This window comes from Blautia sp. HCP28S3_G10 (assembly GCF_052065235.1).
Lineage (GTDB): Bacteria > Bacillota > Clostridia > Lachnospirales > Lachnospiraceae > Blautia_A.
Window position 1 is genome coordinate 68,952 of record NZ_JBQHUL010000007.1, and the last position, 18,426, is coordinate 87,377.

Consider the following 18,426-nt stretch of genomic DNA (forward strand, 5'->3'; position numbering starts at 1 on the left):
CCTGACAACTGGGAGGAATAAAAATGAATTTACAGGGAAAAAGGGTGCTTGTATTTGGTTCCGGAAAGAGCGGAATCGGAGCTGCTGATCTGTTGGAGCAGGTTGGTGCGTGCCCTGTTATTTACGATGGAAACGAGGCAGTTGACAAAGAAGCGGTATTACATAAGATCGAACATCTGAAAAATACTGAGATCTATGCGGGAGAACTTCCTGAGAAAGTCAGAAAAAGTCTGGATCTGGTTGTACTGAGTCCTGGTGTACCTACGGATATTCCGATGGTGAAATCTTTTTATGAACAGGGACTTCCGGTATGGGGAGAAGTAGAACTGGCTTATCGCACAGGAAAAGGAAGAGTGCTGGCAATTACCGGTACGAATGGAAAAACAACAACAACAGCTCTTCTTGGCAAGATCATGCAGGATGCTGAGGATTCTGTCTTCGTAGTCGGAAACATCGGAACTCCGTATACTTCCAAAGCACTGGAAATGAGGGATAATACAACAACTGTTGCGGAGATAAGCAGTTTCCAGCTTGAAACTATTGAAGAATTCAAACCTGCAGTCAGCGCAATCCTGAATATTACAGAGGATCATCTGAACCGCCATCATACAATGGAAGAATATATCAGGGTCAAAGAACTGATCACCAGAAATCAGACAGAAGATGATTTCTGCATTCTTAATTATGAAGATCCGGTTCTGAGGAAATTTGGAAAAAATATTGTTCCTCAAACTGTATATTTTTCAAGTGAGAGAAAACTTGCCAGGGGAATTTATCTGGAAGGTGATCAGATTATCCTGAAAACTGACAAAGAAGAAATTCCGGTAGTCCGTACAGATGATCTGAAACTTCTTGGTAAACATAATTTTGAAAATGTGATGGCTGCAGTTGCAATGGCTTATTATGCGGGTGTATCCATGAACAGTATCCGTAAAAGCATCTGTGAATTTACAGCTGTGGAACATCGTATTGAATATGTAACCGAAAAAAACGGAGTTGTTTATTATAATGACTCAAAAGGAACAAATCCGGATGCTGCAATTAAAGGTATTCAGGCGATGAACCGTCCTACATATCTGATAGGTGGCGGTTACGATAAAGGTTCCAGTTATGATGAATGGCTGAATGCTTTTGACGGAAAGGTACGCTGCCTTGTTTTGATCGGTCAGACAAGGGAAAAAATTAAAGAAGCCGCAGAAAGACTTGGCGTGTGTCCATGCGTTCTCTGTGAAGATCTTGAAGAAGCTGTCAGATTCTGTGCACAGAAAGCACAGCCTGGTGAGGCAGTGCTGCTGTCACCTGCATGTGCGAGCTGGGGACAGTTTGATAATTATGAGCAGCGTGGAGATATGTTTAAAGAATATGTAAGAAATCTCTGATTTCTTAAGAACAGTCCGGAAGAATCCGGGCTGTTTTTATGTAAGAGGAATGTGTCTGCTTTGTTCTATATGTTGTGACCCTGAACGGCTTTCAGACATATAATAATCTGAGAGGTCTTTGGGAGTGAACGGATTGGAGGAAATCAGAGTCAGGGGCGGAACTCCCCTTTGTGGAAGCATTACGATTCAGGGATCTAAGAATGCGGCGCTGCCTGTAATGGCAGCGTCTCTTCTTCACAGAGGAGTCAGTGTTCTGAGAAAATGTCCGCGGATCACAGATGTATTTTGTATGGAAGAAATTTTGAAAAGTCTCGGAGCAAAGACCTGGTGGGAACAAAATGATCTGTATCTGGACTGTGAAGATGCGGACAAAACGGAAATATCTTCTGTATATACGGGAAAGATGCGTTCTTCAGTAATACTGCTGGGTGCTATGCTTGGGAGAAACAAAGAGGGAATCATGGGGTATCCTGGAGGCTGCGTGATAGGAAAAAGACCGGTAGATCTGCATGTTTGCGTGTTGCAGTCACTTGGAGCAGAAGTCACGGAGAATGATTCTTTTATAAAAGCTTCCTGTTCAAAAATGAAGGGGTGCAGGTTTGTATTTCCAAAGAAAAGTGTGGGAGCTACAGAACAGGCACTCCTGGCAGCTGTTTTTGCAGAAGGAAGAACGATTCTTGAAAATTGTGCCGTAGAACCGGAAATACTTATGTTGTGCAGGTATCTGAATGAAATGGGAGCGAGCATTGAAAAAACAGGTGAATCACGACTGGAAATAACAGGAATGACAGAACTGAATGGTGGAGATATGGCGATTCCGCCGGATCGTATTGTGGCAGGAACCTACCTCTGTGCAGCGGCAGCCACCCGGGGAAAGATCATCATCGAGAATCCACCGGAAGGAGAAATGGAAGCTTTCCTTGAAGTATATAGGAAAATGGGTGGACAATATGAATGGAACAGTGGTAAACTAGTAGCGAATGCCACAAAGGTGGCTTATCCGGTGACAGATTTGGAAACAGAAGCATATCCCGGTTTTCCTACAGATCTGCAGTCACCACTTATGGCGGTACTTGCAACAATTCCGGGAAACAGTTCACTGCGGGAAAATATTTTTGAAGACCGTTTCCGGATTGTTGAAGAACTGAAAAATATGGGAGCTGACATTCAGGTACAGGGCCGGACCGCCAGGATAAATGGAGGTAACAGGCTCCATGGCGCAGAACTTTCAGCGGCAGAACTCAGGGGAGGAGCTGCACTGATAATTGCAGCACTGGCTGCCGAAGGAGAATCCGTCATAAAGGGCTGTTCATTTATTCACCGGGGATATGAAAATATATGCAGGGATCTGGCTGTTCTTGGTGGTCAGATCAGAGAGAATACAGGTAATATTTTTTATGAGAACATCCAATTACAGGAAAAAAATTGACATAAATGAAAAGACTGTTAAGGTCATCTGTGCAGCAGCTGCAGGAGTGATTCTGTGTGCAGTGATTTTCTTTTTTTCATATTTTCGTGTTACAAAAGTCGAAGTTATGGGAAGCAATCATTTTTCAGATTCAGAAATCAAAAAGCTGATTCTGAAGGAGCCATTTGCATCAAATTCCATTCTTGCGCCTCTTTTCTGCACGAAACATAATACGGAAGATATTCCTTATATAGATGAACTTCATGTGAGCAGATCTGGCAGACATACAATTGTAATAAGCGTCAAAGAGAAAAAGGTTGTAGGCTGTATCCCGTATCTGGACAGTTATATTTATTTTGACAGAAATGGGATTTTTGTAGAGGGAGATATGACACGGGATACAACTGTTCCTTTTTTTGACGGCATACAGGTCAAAAAGGTTATCCGTGATGAAAAGCTTCCTATTAAGGATACAGTTCTGAATACGGCAGTAGCCCTGGCAACTATTTTTTCCAAAAACGATATGGTGCCGGATCATATAGAAATCAGTGATAATTATGAGATCAGTCTTCTTTATGGAGATATCACGGTAAATCTTGGAAAAGATGAATATCTTGAAGACAAAATGACACGTGCGATCGCAATTTTGCCACAGATTTCAGGCGAAAAGGGGATCCTCCACATGGAAAATATCACAGAGACTGTCAAGACAGTGACGTTTGAGGCTGAGAAAGCAGTTGTTACAGCAGAGAACTGGACAGGTGGTTACGATGAGAACGGCGATTATACAGGTGACGGTGAATATGACGAAAATGGTAAATATGTAGGAGAAAAACCAAAGACAGCACTTGATTATGCACTTGAAAACTGGGTAGGTGGCTACGATGAGGAAGGCGATTATACAGGATCCGGAGAGTATGATGCAGATCTTAATTATGTAGGACCTGAACCTACAGAGGAAACCATTGATGCAATGGGAGACTGGACCGGCGGCTATAACGAATCAGGCGGATTTGACGGTGTCAGTGAATATGACAGAGATGGTAATTATGTAGGACCACAGTCGGAGTCCGGAAGCTCAGAGGATACTTCCTCAGAAGATACTTCCTCAGAAGATACTTCTTTGGAAGATAATTCAGAATATGACAGTTCGCAGGAAGATACAGGCGAAGAAACAGATGAAGAGGACGTATCTTATGACAGCAGTGAAGAATACAGTGAAGAATAAGCATTGCTGTTTACAGCGAATATTTCACAGGGAATAAGTCATTTTCGGAAATTGTTTCAGTGACATCTCCTGGCGAATAATAGTGAAAAAAGTATAAAAAAACAAAAATAGTAGTTGATTAATTTGAAAAAAAAATATATGATATATCTATATGTAGCTTGATATGATAATATCAGGGAAATAAAGGAGGAAGTACATTGTTAGAGATTATGTCAAATGAGGCTGAGTCCTCTGCCAAGATCATAGTGATCGGCGTGGGCGGGGCAGGAAATAATGCAGTAAACAGAATGGTGGAAGAAGCCATTGGAGGAGTAGAGTTTGTAGGTGTTAATACCGATAAACAGGCTTTGACTCTGTGTAAGGCTCCAACAGTACTTCAGATTGGTGAAAAGATAACAAAGGGTCTTGGTGCCGGAGCACAGCCGGAAGTTGGACAGAAGGCTGCTGAAGAAAGCATAGAGGAAGTTAAACAGATTATAGAAGGCGCAGATATGGTATTTGTTACCTGTGGTATGGGCGGTGGAACCGGAACCGGTGCAGCACCTGTTATCGCAGCTGCAGCCAAGGAAATGGGAATTCTTACAGTTGGTGTTGTAACAAAACCTTTCCGTTTTGAAGCCAAGACGCGTATGAATAATGCCCTGGCAGGCATCGAAAATCTGAAGAAAGCAGTAGATACACTGATTGTCATCCCGAATGACAAGCTGTTGGAAATCGTAGATCGTCGTACAACAATGCCGGAAGCTCTTCGCAAAGCAGACGAAGTTCTTCAGCAGGCAGTTCAGGGTATTACAGACCTGATCAATCTGCCGGCACTGATCAACCTTGACTTCGCAGATGTTCAGACCGTTATGACAGACAAGGGTATTGCACATATCGGTATCGGAGAAGCAAGAGGAGACGACAAAGCGATGGAAGCAGTTCAGCAGGCGGTATCCTCCCCGCTTCTGGAAACAACCATCAAAGGTGCTACTCATGTTATCATTAACATTTCTGGAGATATCTCTCTTATGGATGCAAATGATGCTGCAAGCTATGTACAGGAACTTACAGGCGAAGATGCAAATATCATCTTTGGTGCAATGTATGATGATTCAGTTGCAGATTATGCAAGAATTACAGTCATTGCCACAGGATTATCTGATGCAGCAGCTAAGACAACACCGTTTGGGAACAGAACAGCAGCTTCACCGTTCAGCGTACGTAAACCGGCAGCTTCAGCAGGTTCAACAACAACCGGAAGCCTGAATATGCCAAGCTTCAGTCTGCCGACCATGAATTCTTCCTATTCAGGAAAAATTCCTGCAAGCACAGTACAGAAGAAAGATATCCAGATTCCGGATTTCCTGAAAAACAGATAAAAACAACATAGAAAAGGGACACTGCATCAGCAGTGTCCCGATTTTTGCTCAGATGTTTCAGCATTTACATGCAAAAGTGCTGCACTGAGTCTCATTACAGCCTTCTGTGCTGCAGCCTGAAACGTCAATAGCACTTGCAGTACATTTGCTGTGTTCATTGTAAGTGCATTCCTGAGCTTTGCAGTCAATATTGATTTTTTTACAGCCACAGTGTTCACCTGTGCTGTTCATTGCTGAGCCGCTGCTACGTTCCCGGAAACTTCCACAGCTTGTTTCATCTGCGCGGTGAGCACCGTTTCCGGTAATCTCGATATCGCCTCTGGAACAGAGCTCATGGTCATTGTACATACATTTTGTTGCACTACAGCTTAAGATAGTCATATGCAGTTACCTCCTGAGATTTAAAATTTCATGCCACCTGTTGCAGTACCATAATTCAGGTACATCAGTGTTAATATTTCCAGGAGCAATATTTTTTATTCGAGAAAAATATAAAAAAATTGCTTGACTTAAAAAAAGAACTATGATATCTTAATACAGTACGTAAAGAAAACAAAGCAGAGTTTACTCTCACCTCAGCGCACTTATGATGCGACTCGGGTTTATATGCCTCTTATACTGAGATTTTGTTATATGACAGAATTCATTTGCTTATGGCATTTTCAGTTCGCAGCAGAGGATATAATAGAGTGTGGATTCTGTCCGCACTTTTTTGTTTTCTTAATAAGAGGGTGACAGAGAGTCATAGGTTTATCATTTACAGGTATGGAGGTGTACTACAATTAGCAATTTAATGATTAACGAACAAATCAGAGACAGAGAGGTACGTCTGATCGGACCGGACGGAGCACAGCTTGGCATTGTATCATCAAAAGAGGCCATGGCAAAAGCACAGGAAGCAGGACTTGATCTTGTAAAGATTGCGCCGCAGGCAAAACCGCCGGTATGTAAGATTATTGATTACGGTAAATATCGTTATGAACTTTCCCGAAAGGAAAAAGAAGCTAAGAAAAAACAGAAGACAATCGACATCAAGGAAGTACGTCTTTCCCCAAATATTGATACCAACGACTTAAAAACAAAAGTCAATGCAGCAAGAAAGTTCCTTTCCAAAGGAGACAGAGTAAAAGTTACTTTACGTTTTCGTGGAAGAGAAATGGCACATATGGCAAACAGCAAACATGTGCTTGACGATTTTGCAGAACAGCTGACAGATATTGCAGTTGTTGATAAAGCACCGAAGGTAGAAGGAAGAAGCATGACAATGTTCCTCAGTGAGAAACGCTGAGTCTGATCATTGATTATGGAGTGTTATGCCGGAAGGTATAACGTGAAATAAAAAAATACAGAACCATGAATTAAGGAGGATTTTATTATGCCTAAGATTAAAACTTGTAGAGCAGCAGCAAAACGTTTCAAAAAAACCGGTACCGGAAAAATCATGAGAAATAAAGCTTATAAGAGCCATATCTTAACAAAGAAATCTCAGAAGAGAAAGAGAAATCTGAGAAAAGCTACTGTTGTTGATTCTACAAACCTTAAGAATATTAAGAAATCACTGCCATATTTATAATAAACAGGCAGCAGACGATATCAGAAGACAAAACAGGAGGAAATAAGAAATGGCAAGAATTAAAGGCGGATTAAACGCAAAGAAAAGACATAACCGTACATTAAAACTGGCAAAAGGTTACAGAGGAGCCCGTTCCAAACAGTATAGAGTAGCAAAACAGTCTGTAATGAGAGCACTTGCAAGCTCCTATGCAGGACGTAAACAGAAAAAACGTCAGTTCAGACAGCTCTGGATTGCTCGTATCAACGCTGCTGCAAGACTTAACGGTCTTTCCTACAGCAAACTGATGCATGGCCTGAAAGTTGCAAATATCGACATCAACAGAAAAATGCTTGCTGAAATGGCAGTAAATGATGCAGAAGGATTTGCAGCACTTGCAGAAATCGCAAAAAAAGCAATCGCATAAGTTAAAATCATCTGACCGCAGTATCCGTCATAGGACTGCGGTCTTTTTTTTGTGGCAGGAAATTACTCCGTAATGTTCCTTTTACATTAAAATGTTCCGTGGATGCCTGTGAAATTAATCACAAAATAATGCATAAATGTCCGTGACAAAAAGACAACGGCTTTTGACAAAAAAACAAAATCTTAAAATTTTGTAAATTTTCGCTTGCATTCATATATAGTGGGTGCTATAATCAAAAACATTAAAGCTTTAGCGAACGAAAGTAAAAGCTTAAATAAGCTTAATAAGGAGGAGTTTTATTATGAGAAACTGGAAAAAAGTACTTAGCCTTACAGCTGCCGCTGCAATGGTTGCAGCAATGATGCCTGTATCTGTATTTGCGGACGATGCGGATACATTTAAGATTGGTGTTATCGGACCTATGACAGGTAATGCTGCACAGTACGGCCTTGGTGTTTATCATGCAGCACAGGTTGCAGCAGAAGAGATTAATGCAAATGGTGGATTTAACGGATACAATGTAGAAATCCTTGATGCAGGTGATGATCAGGCAGACCCGGAAAAAGCGGTAAATGCATACAATGACCTTCTTGACAAGGGAATGCAGATGCTTTGCGGTACTGTTACATCAGGTTCCTGTATCGCTGTAGGTGCAGAAGCAGCAGAAAGCACTTTCATGTTTACACCATCTGCAACAGCTGTGGACAGTATCACATCTGGAAGTAATGAATTCCGTATGTGCTTTACAGACCCTGCACAGGGAACAAAATCCGCACAGTATATCGGTGAACACGGACTCGCTACAAAAGTAGCTGTTCTTTATGATTCTTCCGCAGATTACAACTCTGGTATCAATGATGCATTTGTAGCAGCAGCAGAAGAAAACGGGCTGGAAATTGTAGCTGATGAAGCTTATACAGCAGCCAGCAACACAGATTTCTCTGTACAGCTTAAGAAAATCAAAGACAGTGGTGCAGAACTTCTCTTCCTTCCTAACTACTATTCAGACAACGCTCTGATCCTTCAGCAGGCTCATGACGCAGGTATGGATGATATGAAGAAATTCGGTGTAGACGGTATGGACGGTATCCTTGGAGTAGAAAACTTCGATACTTCCCTTGCTGAGGGCGTAATGCTGCTGACACCATTCTCTGCTACAGCAACAGATGAAAAATCTCAGGCATTTGTTAAAGCATATGAAGCAGCTAACAAAGATGAGGTTCCGAATCAGTTCGCAGCTGATACATATGATGTACTTTATGCTATGAAAGCAGCAGCAGATGCAGCAGAGATCACACCGGATATGTCAAACGAGGACATCAGCGCAGCAATGTCCGAAGCAATGCTCAGCGTTGAACTTGACGGTCTGACAGGTGAAGCTAAATGGACAGAAGACGGCGAATGCGATAAAGAGCCAAAAGCTTTTGAAATCAAAGACGGCGCTTACGTAGAAATGGAATAATAAGATACTGGATATAATCAGAGGACGGGGGACGGTTGCCTGTTATCACAGGGCCGTCCCCCTTTCTTACTGTAATATGATACATCTGTTCAGGGAGATATTATCTTTGCTGAACAGTAACACAATTATCTAAAGAGGTGCAATATGAGTTTTATATCTTATTTAAAAGATGGAATCAGCCTGGGTAGTATCTATGCGATTATTGCTCTGGGGTATACAATGGTATACGGTATTGCAAAAATGCTGAACTTTGCTCATGGTGATGTTATCATGGTAGGTGCATTTGTGATTCTTACTGCTGTCACCAAAGGAGGGATGTCTCCGGTCCTGGCTATTATTCTTGCTGTGATATTCTGTACTGTTCTGGGGATGGTGATCGAAAAGGTTGCATACAGTCCTCTCCGTAAAGCTTCCTCCAACCTTGCAGTACTGATTACAGCGATTGGTGTCAGTTATCTTCTTCAGAACCTGGCACTTCTGATTTTTGGCGCAGATGCCAAGAGCTTTGTCACTGTAATCGATGTGCCGTCACTGTCTTTGTTTGACGGACAGCTGGTTATTAAAGGGATAACAATCGTAACAATCCTTACATGTATCGTGATCATGGTTGGTCTGATGTTCTTCGTTCAGAAGACGAAACCGGGACGTGCCATGCAGGCGGTTTCTGAGGATCGTGACGCAGCACAGCTGATGGGGGTAAATGTAAATGCTACGATTTCCATGACATTTGCCATAGGTTCCGGTCTTGCGGCAATCGCAGGTCTTCTTCTTTGTCAGGCATATCCGACACTGACACCTTACACGGGTGCCATGCCAGGTATCAAGGCTTTCGTTGCTGCTGTATTTGGTGGTATCGGATCAATCCCGGGAGCAATGGTAGGTGGGATACTGCTTGGAATTATTGAAATTTTTGGAAAAGCATATATTTCTTCACAGGTTGCAGATGCAATTTGTTTTGCGGTTCTGATCGTGGTACTTCTTGTTAAACCAACCGGATTGTTCGGTAAGAACATCCAGGAGAAAGTCTGAGAGGTGATCAGGATGAAAAAAAGTATGAATAAAACAACAAAAAATAATCTGATCAACTATGGTATTGTAATTGTATTGTTTATAGTTGTACAGATACTTTCCGGAACAGGAAACCTGTCCAGACTTCTTACAGGACTTCTGGTTCCGCTGTGTGTATATACAATTGCTGCCATTTCGCTGAACCTGGTAGTAGGTTTTTCCGGAGAGCTGAGTCTTGGACATGCCGGATTCATGTGTGTTGGTGCTTATTCCAGTGCACTCTTTTCACATGTTGCAAGTGATATTCCACAGGTACCGAGATTCATTCTCGCAATTCTTCTTGGCGCTTTAGTGGCAGCTGTTTTTGGCGTGATCATCGGTATTCCGGTACTGAGACTTCGCGGTGACTATCTGGCTATCGTAACACTGGCATTTGGTGAGATTATCAAAAACCTGATCAATATCCTTTATGTTGGAATGGATGATACAGGCCTTCATGTAGCTACAAGTGCAGCAGGGCTGAAACTTGCAGCAGGTGGCAAACAGATTCTGAAAGGTGCTCTTGGTATCTCCGGTACAGGTGCCCTTTATAAGGATGTGAAACATTATTTCTTCCCGATTGGAATCCTTCTTGTTCTTATTACATTATTTATTGTACAGAACCTGGTGAATTCCAGAAGCGGACGTGCAATCATGGCAACCAGGGATAACCGTATTGCAGCAGAATCTGTAGGAATTGATGTTACGAAGTTTAAACTTCTTGCCTTTACAATTTCCGCAGCACTTGCAGGCGTGGCAGGTGTGCTTTATGCCCACAATCTTTCCATGCTGAAAGTATCCGGATTTGACTATAACATGTCTATTCTGATTCTTGTATATGTAGTACTTGGTGGTATCGGAAACCTGAGAGGTTCCATGATCGCAACCATTATCCTTTATGCACTTCCGGAACTTCTCCGTGGATTTGCAAACTATCGTATGCTTATTTATGCGATCGTTCTGATTGTAATGATGCTCTTTAACTGGGCTCCGGCAGCAAGAAACCGGAGAGCACAGATAATGGAAAAAATCAAAGGAACAAAAAATAAAAAGGAGGCAGCTTAACTATGGCAATGTTGGAAGTAAATCATCTGGCTATTCAGTTCGGCGGTCTTCGTGCAGTTGACGGCTTTAATGTATCCATTGAAAAAGGTCAGCTTTATGGACTGATCGGACCGAATGGTGCTGGTAAAACTACGATTTTCAATCTTCTGACGGGAGTATACAAACCGACAGAAGGTATCATCAAACTGGACGGACAGGATATCACAGGAAAAAGCACTATTGAGATCAATAAGGCAGGTATTGCAAGAACTTTCCAGAATATTCGGCTTTTTAAGGACATGCCGGTACTTGACAATGTTAAAGTAGGGCTTCATAATCATCATAAGTACTCTACACTTACCGGTATCTTACGTCTGCCGAAATACTATAAAGTAGAAAAAGAAATGAATGAAAAGGCAATGGAAATCCTGAAAGTGTTTGATCTTGACAAAGAGGCAGACACACTGGCTGGAAACCTTCCTTATGGTAAACAACGTAAACTGGAAATTGCCAGAGCGCTGGCAACGGATCCGAAGCTTCTTCTTCTGGACGAGCCTGCAGCAGGCATGAATCCGAATGAAACACAGGAGCTGATGGATACGATCCGTTTCGTTCAGGAGCATTTTGACATGACCACTCTTCTTATTGAGCATGATATGAAACTGGTTGGTGGTATCTGCGAAGAACTGACTGTTCTGAACTTCGGACAGGTACTGGCACAGGGCGAGACATCTGCAGTTCTTAAAGATCCTGCAGTAATCACCGCATATCTGGGAGAATAGGAGGAATGGATCAATGGCAATGTTGGAAGTAAAAGATCTTCATGTTTATTATGGTGTGATTCAGGCGTTAAAGGGAATTTCCTTTAATGTAAATCAGGGAGAAGTCATTGCACTGATCGGTGCCAATGGTGCCGGCAAAACAACTACACTGCAGACTCTGACGGGTATTATCCCTGCAAAATCCGGCAGTATTATGTTTGAGGGCAAAGATCTCACCAGAACACCTGCACACAAGATCGTAGAAATGGGTATGGCGCATGTACCGGAAGGAAGACGTGTATTTGCAGATATGTCAGTATACGAAAACCTTCTTATGGGTGCATATACACGTAAAGATAAAAAAGAAATCGAAGAAAGTCTCGAGAATGTTTATAAAAGATTCCCGCGTCTGAAAGAACGTAAAGGACAGAGAGCCGGAACACTTTCCGGAGGCGAGCAGCAGATGCTTGCAATGGGACGTGCACTTATGAGTAAACCACGTATTATTCTTATGGACGAACCGTCTATGGGTCTGTCCCCGATTTTTGTAAATGAGATTTTTGATATTATTAAAGAAGTCAGTGAAAGTGGAACAACAGTTCTTCTTGTAGAGCAGAATGCAAAAAAGGCTCTTTCTATTGCAGACAGAGCATATGTACTTGAAACAGGAAGCATTACTCTTGAGGGAAAAGCTGATGATCTGCTTCATGATGAATCTGTCCAGAAAGCATATCTGGGTGAATAAAACAACGTGCAACGGGAGGAAATCGATATGGATAATAATCATGTTGTTGTTACGATCGCAAGACAGTATGGAAGCGGTGGACGTACGATAGGTGAAATGCTTGCAAAAAAACTTGGCTGGTCTTTTTATGACAAACAGATTATTCATATGGCATCCGATGAAAGCGGAATTGATGTAGGTCTGTTTGGAAAAGTTGAAGGAGGAGATTCTGTAAAGCCATCTATCTTCGGCAAGGGTACCGTATACAAAGGAAATCTGATCAAGCCAGACAGCAAAGGATTTATATCTGATGAGAATATCTTTAATTATCAGGCAAAGGTTGTTAATGACCTTGCGGAGAAAGAATCCTATGTGATCGTAGGTCGATGTGTGAACTATGTTTTCAAAGACCGTCCGAATACTCTCAGAGTGTTCATTCATGCACCATGGGAATTCCGTGTAGAACAGGCATCAGCTAAAATCTCCGGTTCAAGAGAGGAAGTTGAAAAATTCCTTCTCAAAGATGATAAGAGAAAGCAGGATTATTACCGTCGATTTGCAGGCGGTGTATGGAATGATGCCACAAATTATGATCTGTGCCTGAACAGCGGCAAGCTGGGATTTGAAAAATGCGTGGAGGCTATTGAAGCGCAGCTGAATATCATGCTTGGCAAATAAAGAATAAGTGGAAACTGTCGGTTTTTCTCCATAACAGAAAGGAGAAAATCCGGCAGTTTTTTTGTGGATACTGCATATATTATAAAAAATATATTGCCTGGAGTCTGAATGAAACGAATATGGATCGGGTTTATATTTCTGCTTCTGATGGCGGGGAGTTTTTTATATGTTTACAGGGATTCGGAAAGCCTGGAGGTGGCAGCTGTAAAAACAGCAGAGGTCATTGCAGGAAGAGGAATGATGAATCTTGTGAGAGATTCTGTGGAACACCCGGTTGTAGCACTGACTTTTGATGACGGACCAAGTCCGAAATATACGCCTGAATTACTTGACGGACTGAAAAAGAGAGGGATAAAAGCATCCTTTTTTCTCCTTGGAAAAAATATAGAAGATAACCGTGATCTGGTGGAGAGAATGGAAGAAGAAGGTCATCTTATTGGTAATCATACCTATAATCATGTAAAATTGGATGAATTATCAGAAACATGTGCAAAGCAGGAAATCCTGAAAACAAATAATAAAATCTATGAAGTTACCGGAAAATATCCTCAGTATATGAGACCGCCGTATGGTGCCTGGAAGAAAAACCTGGAACTTGGTGTAGAAATGCTGCCTGTGTTCTGGGATATTGATACACTGGACTGGAAAGTGCAGAATGCAGAAACTGTGATAAAAACAGTGTTCAGAGAAGTAGAAGATGGTTCTGTCATACTGATGCATGATGAATATCCATCAACAGTAGAAGCGGCACTGTCTGTTGCTGATGAACTTCAGAAAAAAGGGTATGAATTTGTCACGGTGGATCAGCTTATTTTACCGTAAGGGCAGGCAGAGGCATTTTTTGTCCGTTGCAATTTTTCTCCATTTTAGCTATACTATTCAGTAAGAGAAAAGAAGCGAAACTGTAAAATTATCAGTAAGTTTCAACTAATTATCTGAAGGAGCTGAAATTATGGGGCGTTTATTTGATATGGACAATAAATTTTTTCGTTTTATGGGAAGGCTGGCTGACTTATGTATACTGAATGTACTGTGTATTCTCTGTTGCATTCCTGTTGTAACTGCGGGAGCGTCTATTACGGCGATGTTTTATGTTACAATGAAAATGGTCAGAAACGAAGAGGCTTATATTGCCAGAAGTTTCTTTAAATCTTTTAAGGAGAATTTCAGACAGGCGACAGTCATTAATATTATCATGCTTGTGATCGCAGGTGTTCTTTATGTGGATTTCAGAGTAGCGAAATCCATGCCAGGTACTGCATCAACTGTATTTCAGTATCTGTTTCTGATTTTCGCAATTCTGTATGTGATGCTGTTTACCTATATTTATCCGGTACTGGCGAAGTTTTATAACTCAATAAAAAATACTTTCAGAAATGCTATTCTGATGTCTGTGCGTCATCTTCCGTATACAGTACTTATGATCATTGTAAGTATTTGTCCGGTTCTGGTTTTTTATATTCAGTCTGCCAGAGCGCAGTCAATGTTGCTTCTGCTGTTGATCATGGTGGGATTTGCTCTGGTCGCATATATAAATTCATTTTTCTTTGTGAAGATTTTTGACAGATATATTATCCAGGAGCCTGAGGAAAAATCTGAAAACGCAGAAGAAGTACAGGAAGCCGGAGGGCAGAACTGATGGGGGAAGTTTCCCGCAGAAACTGGAATGGAAAGCCGTATCATTCTCTGGATTATATGCTCCGGGAACGATATGGTGAAAAAGTCTACAAAGTAACGCTTAACGGTGGTATGTCCTGCCCGAACAGGGACGGGACACTTGGCAGCAGAGGCTGTATTTTCTGCAGCCAGGGTGGAAGCGGCGATTTTGCAGCAGATGCAGAGCTTTCTGTTACAGAGCAGATAGAAAGCCAGGTAAAAATCCTCAGTGAGAAAAGACCGATCCACAAATATATTGCTTATTTCCAGGCGTACACCAATACCTATGCGCCGGTAGATTATCTACGGAAGATTTTTACAGAGGCAATCGCCTATCCGTCTGTAGTGGCGCTTTCCATAGGGACAAGATCGGACTGCCTGGGTGAAGATGTACTTTCACTTCTGGAAGAACTGAACCAGATCAAACCTGTCTGGGTGGAACTTGGTCTTCAGACAATTCATCCGAAGACTGCGCAGTATATCAGAAGAGGATATCCGCTGAGTTGTTTTGAGAAGGCGGTCAGGGAGCTGCGGAAACGTAATATCGAGGTGATCGTCCATACGATACTGGGACTTCCGGGCGAGACCGGGGAAATGATCCTGGAGACGATGGAGTATCTGAACCATCAGGATATACAGGGAATCAAGCTGCAGCTTCTTCATATACTTAAGGGGACGGATCTTGCAGATGATTTTCTTGCAGGCAAATTCAAAGCGTATGAAAGAGAAGAATATCTGAATCTTCTTATCAATTGTCTTGAACATCTGAATCCGGATATTGTGATCCACAGAATGACAGGGGACGGACCGAAAGACCTTCTTCTGGCACCTTTGTGGACCAGCCGTAAGAGGGAAGTCCTGAACCTTCTTCATCATCAGATGAAGATCACGGACAGCTGGCAGGGAAAAAAGTTTAACAGGACGTCTGAATAAAAGGGGTGATTGAAATGGCAGAACCATTCACAATTTACAAACTCATTGTCTTATATATGGCACAGCATTCAAAGGAAGCACTGACAAATTCGCAGATATCGGAGTTTGTCCTTGACCGGGAATACACGGATTATTTCCAGCTGCAGAAAGTGCTTTCGGAGCTGACAGAGACAGGACTTCTGAATAAACGTACAATCTCCAACAGTTCTTATTATGAACTGACAAAAGAGGGAAGCAGCACGCTTTCTTATTTTGAAAAAAACCTGTCGAAGGAGATTAAGAAAGAGATAGAAGAGTATCTGAAGAACTGTGGCTACGAAAAGAAAGACAGGATCCTGACCCCTGCGGACTACTACACGACACCTCAGGGCGGTTATGCAGTGCGCTGTCAGATCATCGAAAAAGATTCTACGGTCCTTGACCTGAACCTGATCGCCCCCGGCAAGGAGGCAGCTCAGGCAATCTGCAGGAACTGGGCACACAAGTCGCAGGATATCTACAGTACCCTGATGGCGGAACTGATATAAAGTAAGAAAAAGATCGCATTACCATAATGGCAGTGAGATCTTTTTTTATTTGCATCCAGCTATTGTGATGTCTTTAAATTAAGAGCAATGGCTGTTGTTATAGTACATTGTTTCAAGGAGTTTATTTATCTTTTTGAAAGAGAATTTGGAGAAGTCTTGTGAGTAAAACTGAATATACAAAATGTCCGCATAAGTAAGATATAATTATCAAAAATCTACATCAGAAGGGAGAATGTCTTTATGAAAAGGAAAAAAAGATATTTATGTGGTTTTATCTTAAGTATGGTGTTGACTGCACTGATGATAATGCCCTGTTATGCAGCTGTGGGAAAGGATTATAAATTTCAGCTGGACAGAACAGTAACGAATAAAACCACAGAATTTGAAGTTGTTTTTGCAAATTATGGACATGTGACTTCCACGGAATATGCAGGTGCCCGGCTCTGTGTGGAAAGTGGTAATAAAATTATCTTCAGTAAGAAATGTGATACAGACGGAGATATGAAAGTAAAGATTCCGGCACAGCGGACAGGCTCAGTGCTGAAGATATATCTGAAAGATACTGATTCAGTCAGCAACATAAAGACGCTCAAGGTTAAGAAGCTTAATTCTATTCTTAAGGTAAAGGCCGGAAAATCTGTCCGGGCTCCAAAGGTTTCGGTAAACAAAAAAGGTAATTACTGTGTTTATGCGAGAAAAGGAGATCGTCTTGTTGTAAAGAATGCAAAAGGAAAAACAGTTAAGACTGTGCGTTATACAAAAACAGGACGGAAAAACATTCCGAAACTGAGCAGACTTTCTGAAAAAAGTGAATTATATCTTTATGTGCAAAAGGGAAATAAAAAAAGTGCCTGTGTCGTAATTCCAAAACAGATCGATATACTGGAATAAAAATCAAAAGGGTGGAGATCAGTCTCCGCCCTTTATATGTTTCATATGTTCTTTGAGTGTTTTTTCGTAGCCCATATCACTGAGTTCATAGAAGCGTTCGCCCAGTATCTCAGAAGGAAGATACTGCTGGTTAACGTAGTGGTTGGGATAATTGTGTGCGTATTTGTAGCCAATGCCCTTGCCGAGATTTTCATGGCCGCCGTAATGGGAGTCCTGAAGATGTACAGGCACGGTGGTGCGTGTCTTTTTGACGGAGTCCATGGCGGAGAAGATGGCATTGACAGCTGCGTTGCTCTTGGGAGCGCAGGCCATGTAAGTGGCTGCCTGAGAAAGTATGATCTGCGATTCCGGCATGCCGACACGCTCTACAGCCTGGGCAGCAGCGACTGCCACACAAAGTGCCTGAGGATCTGCATTTCCAATATCTTCTGAGGCGAGGATCATAATGCGCCTTGCAATAAACTTCACGTCTTCACCTGCATAGAGCATTTTGGCCAGATAATAAACTGCAGCATCAGGATCAGATCCACGCATACTCTTGATGAAAGCAGAAATGATATCATAATGATTATCACCTTTTTTGTCATACTGGATAACACGCTTCTGGATACATTCAGAGGCGACTTCCAGAGTCAGGTGTATATAACCGTCATCAGATTTCGGCGTAGTGAGGATTCCAAGTTCAACGGCATTCAGGGCGCTTCTGGCATCACCACCTGCCATATCAGCAAGAAAATCAAGAGCTTCATCATCAATGACAGCACCATAATTTCCCATACCTTTGTCACAGTCGTTGACAGCACGGAGGATCAGAGTGCGGATATTTTCGTTACTGAGCGGTTTCAACTCGAAGATGATGGAGCGGGAAAGAAGAGCTCCGTTTACCTCGAAGTACGGATTCTCAGTGGTAGCGCCGATAAGGATAATGGTACCGTCTTCCACAAACGGAAGAAGATAATCCTGCTGTCCCTTGTTGAAACGGTGGATCTCGTCGATAAAGAGGATTGTTTTCTTTCCATACATGCCAAGGCTGTCCTGCGCCTCGTGAATAACCTGTTCCATATCTTTCTTGCCGGCAACCGTTGCATTGATCTGTGTAAAATTGGCACTTGTGGTGTTGGCGATTACCTTTGCAAGGGTTGTCTTGCCTGTTCCGGGTGGACCATAAAAGATAACAGAGGTCAGCTTGTCAGCTTTGATCGCTCTGTACAGTAATTTATCTTTACCTACTATATGTTCCTGACCGACTACTTCATCGAGAGTTGTCGGGCGGAGTCTGGAAGCAAGCGGGGATTCACGGTCCAGAGTCTTTGATTTTGCATATTCAAATAAATCCATAAAAGATTCT

20 protein-coding genes are annotated in these 18,426 nt (G+C 42.1%); 18 read left to right on the plus strand and 2 right to left on the minus strand.

All coding sequences use genetic code 11. From position 1 onward, the window contains the following. Positions 1-23: 23 nt before the first annotated feature. The 4 genes from murD (at position 24) to ftsZ (ending at position 5,376) form a co-directional block, all read left to right on the plus strand. Positions 24-1,379, plus strand: coding sequence for a UDP-N-acetylmuramoyl-L-alanine--D-glutamate ligase (murD, locus tag ACTNB8_RS05055; RefSeq protein ID WP_441052830.1), 1,356 nt, complete (start codon positions 24-26; stop codon positions 1,377-1,379). A 124-nt stretch (positions 1,380-1,503) separates the two neighbouring features. Further along, positions 1,504-2,808: a UDP-N-acetylglucosamine 1-carboxyvinyltransferase gene (gene murA / locus ACTNB8_RS05060; protein WP_441052832.1), complete on the plus strand. Its 1,305-nt coding sequence runs from the start codon at positions 1,504-1,506 to the stop codon at positions 2,806-2,808. Further along, positions 2,777-4,015, plus strand: coding sequence for a cell division protein FtsQ/DivIB (locus ACTNB8_RS05065; RefSeq protein ID WP_441052834.1), 1,239 nt, complete (start codon positions 2,777-2,779; stop codon positions 4,013-4,015). The genes murA and ACTNB8_RS05065 overlap by 32 nt, the downstream gene beginning before the upstream one ends. Before the next feature lie 209 nt (positions 4,016-4,224). Then, positions 4,225-5,376 carry a cell division protein FtsZ gene (ftsZ, locus tag ACTNB8_RS05070; protein WP_296158506.1) on the plus strand — a complete coding sequence of 384 codons (1,152 nt, stop codon included), beginning with the start codon at positions 4,225-4,227 and terminating at the stop codon, positions 5,374-5,376. A 57-nt stretch (positions 5,377-5,433) separates the two neighbouring features. Here the strand turns inward: ftsZ and ACTNB8_RS05075 are convergent, their stop codons facing one another. Next, complete coding sequence (locus ACTNB8_RS05075) at positions 5,434-5,757, minus strand: DUF1540 domain-containing protein (RefSeq protein WP_296158496.1); 324 nt, start codon at positions 5,755-5,757, stop codon at positions 5,434-5,436. Between the two features lie 412 nt (positions 5,758-6,169). Between ACTNB8_RS05075 and infC the strand changes: the two genes are divergently transcribed. The 14 genes from infC (at position 6,170) to ACTNB8_RS05145 (ending at position 17,078) form a co-directional block, all read left to right on the plus strand. After that, positions 6,170-6,664, plus strand: coding sequence for a translation initiation factor IF-3 (gene infC / locus ACTNB8_RS05080; RefSeq protein ID WP_441052836.1), 495 nt, complete (start codon positions 6,170-6,172; stop codon positions 6,662-6,664). A gap of 87 nt (positions 6,665-6,751) precedes the next feature. Further along, complete coding sequence (rpmI, locus tag ACTNB8_RS05085) at positions 6,752-6,949, plus strand: 50S ribosomal protein L35 (RefSeq protein ID WP_441052838.1); 198 nt, start codon at positions 6,752-6,754, stop codon at positions 6,947-6,949. 49 nt (positions 6,950-6,998) lie between these two features. Then, positions 6,999-7,355 carry a 50S ribosomal protein L20 gene (gene rplT, locus ACTNB8_RS05090; RefSeq protein WP_178414804.1) on the plus strand — a complete coding sequence of 119 codons (357 nt, stop codon included), beginning with the start codon at positions 6,999-7,001 and terminating at the stop codon, positions 7,353-7,355. 301 nt (positions 7,356-7,656) lie between these two features. After that, positions 7,657-8,817 (plus strand): ABC transporter substrate-binding protein, encoded by a 1,161-nt coding sequence (locus ACTNB8_RS05095; protein WP_441052840.1) that lies wholly within the window; start codon positions 7,657-7,659, stop codon positions 8,815-8,817. A gap of 144 nt (positions 8,818-8,961) precedes the next feature. Continuing rightward, the gene (locus ACTNB8_RS05100) at positions 8,962-9,846 is read left to right on the plus strand and encodes a branched-chain amino acid ABC transporter permease (RefSeq protein ID WP_296154925.1); all 885 of its coding nucleotides are present in this window, start codon (positions 8,962-8,964) and stop codon (positions 9,844-9,846) included. A 12-nt stretch (positions 9,847-9,858) separates the two neighbouring features. Next, positions 9,859-10,929, plus strand: a complete 1,071-nt coding sequence (locus ACTNB8_RS05105) for a branched-chain amino acid ABC transporter permease (protein WP_441052842.1) — start codon at positions 9,859-9,861, stop codon at positions 10,927-10,929. 2 nt (positions 10,930-10,931) lie between these two features. Further along, entirely contained in the window at positions 10,932-11,690 is a 759-nt protein-coding gene (locus ACTNB8_RS05110) for an ABC transporter ATP-binding protein (protein WP_296154928.1), read from the plus strand. Between the two features lie 13 nt (positions 11,691-11,703). After that, positions 11,704-12,414 (plus strand): ABC transporter ATP-binding protein, encoded by a 711-nt coding sequence (locus ACTNB8_RS05115; protein ID WP_441052845.1) that lies wholly within the window; start codon positions 11,704-11,706, stop codon positions 12,412-12,414. 27 nt (positions 12,415-12,441) lie between these two features. After that, positions 12,442-13,071: an AAA family ATPase gene (locus ACTNB8_RS05120; RefSeq protein WP_441052847.1), complete on the plus strand. Its 630-nt coding sequence runs from the start codon at positions 12,442-12,444 to the stop codon at positions 13,069-13,071. A gap of 108 nt (positions 13,072-13,179) precedes the next feature. Next, positions 13,180-13,893: a polysaccharide deacetylase family protein gene (locus tag ACTNB8_RS05125; protein ID WP_441052849.1), complete on the plus strand. Its 714-nt coding sequence runs from the start codon at positions 13,180-13,182 to the stop codon at positions 13,891-13,893. A 130-nt stretch (positions 13,894-14,023) separates the two neighbouring features. After that, positions 14,024-14,710 carry a YesL family protein gene (locus tag ACTNB8_RS05130; protein WP_441052851.1) on the plus strand — a complete coding sequence of 229 codons (687 nt, stop codon included), beginning with the start codon at positions 14,024-14,026 and terminating at the stop codon, positions 14,708-14,710. After that, positions 14,710-15,660 carry a TIGR01212 family radical SAM protein gene (locus ACTNB8_RS05135; protein ID WP_441052853.1) on the plus strand — a complete coding sequence of 317 codons (951 nt, stop codon included), beginning with the start codon at positions 14,710-14,712 and terminating at the stop codon, positions 15,658-15,660. Before ACTNB8_RS05130 ends, ACTNB8_RS05135 begins: the two co-directional genes overlap by 1 nt. 14 nt (positions 15,661-15,674) lie before the next feature. After that, on the plus strand, positions 15,675-16,187 hold the full coding sequence (locus ACTNB8_RS05140; protein ID WP_441052855.1) for a DUF4364 family protein: 513 nt from the start codon (positions 15,675-15,677) through the stop codon (positions 16,185-16,187). A 240-nt stretch (positions 16,188-16,427) separates the two neighbouring features. Further along, positions 16,428-17,078, plus strand: coding sequence for a hypothetical protein (locus ACTNB8_RS05145; RefSeq protein WP_441052857.1), 651 nt, complete (start codon positions 16,428-16,430; stop codon positions 17,076-17,078). Between the two features lie 18 nt (positions 17,079-17,096). Here the strand turns inward: ACTNB8_RS05145 and ACTNB8_RS05150 are convergent, their stop codons facing one another. Next, entirely contained in the window at positions 17,097-18,416 is a 1,320-nt protein-coding gene (locus ACTNB8_RS05150) for a replication-associated recombination protein A (protein ID WP_441052859.1), read from the minus strand. Positions 18,417-18,426 lie beyond the last annotated feature (10 nt).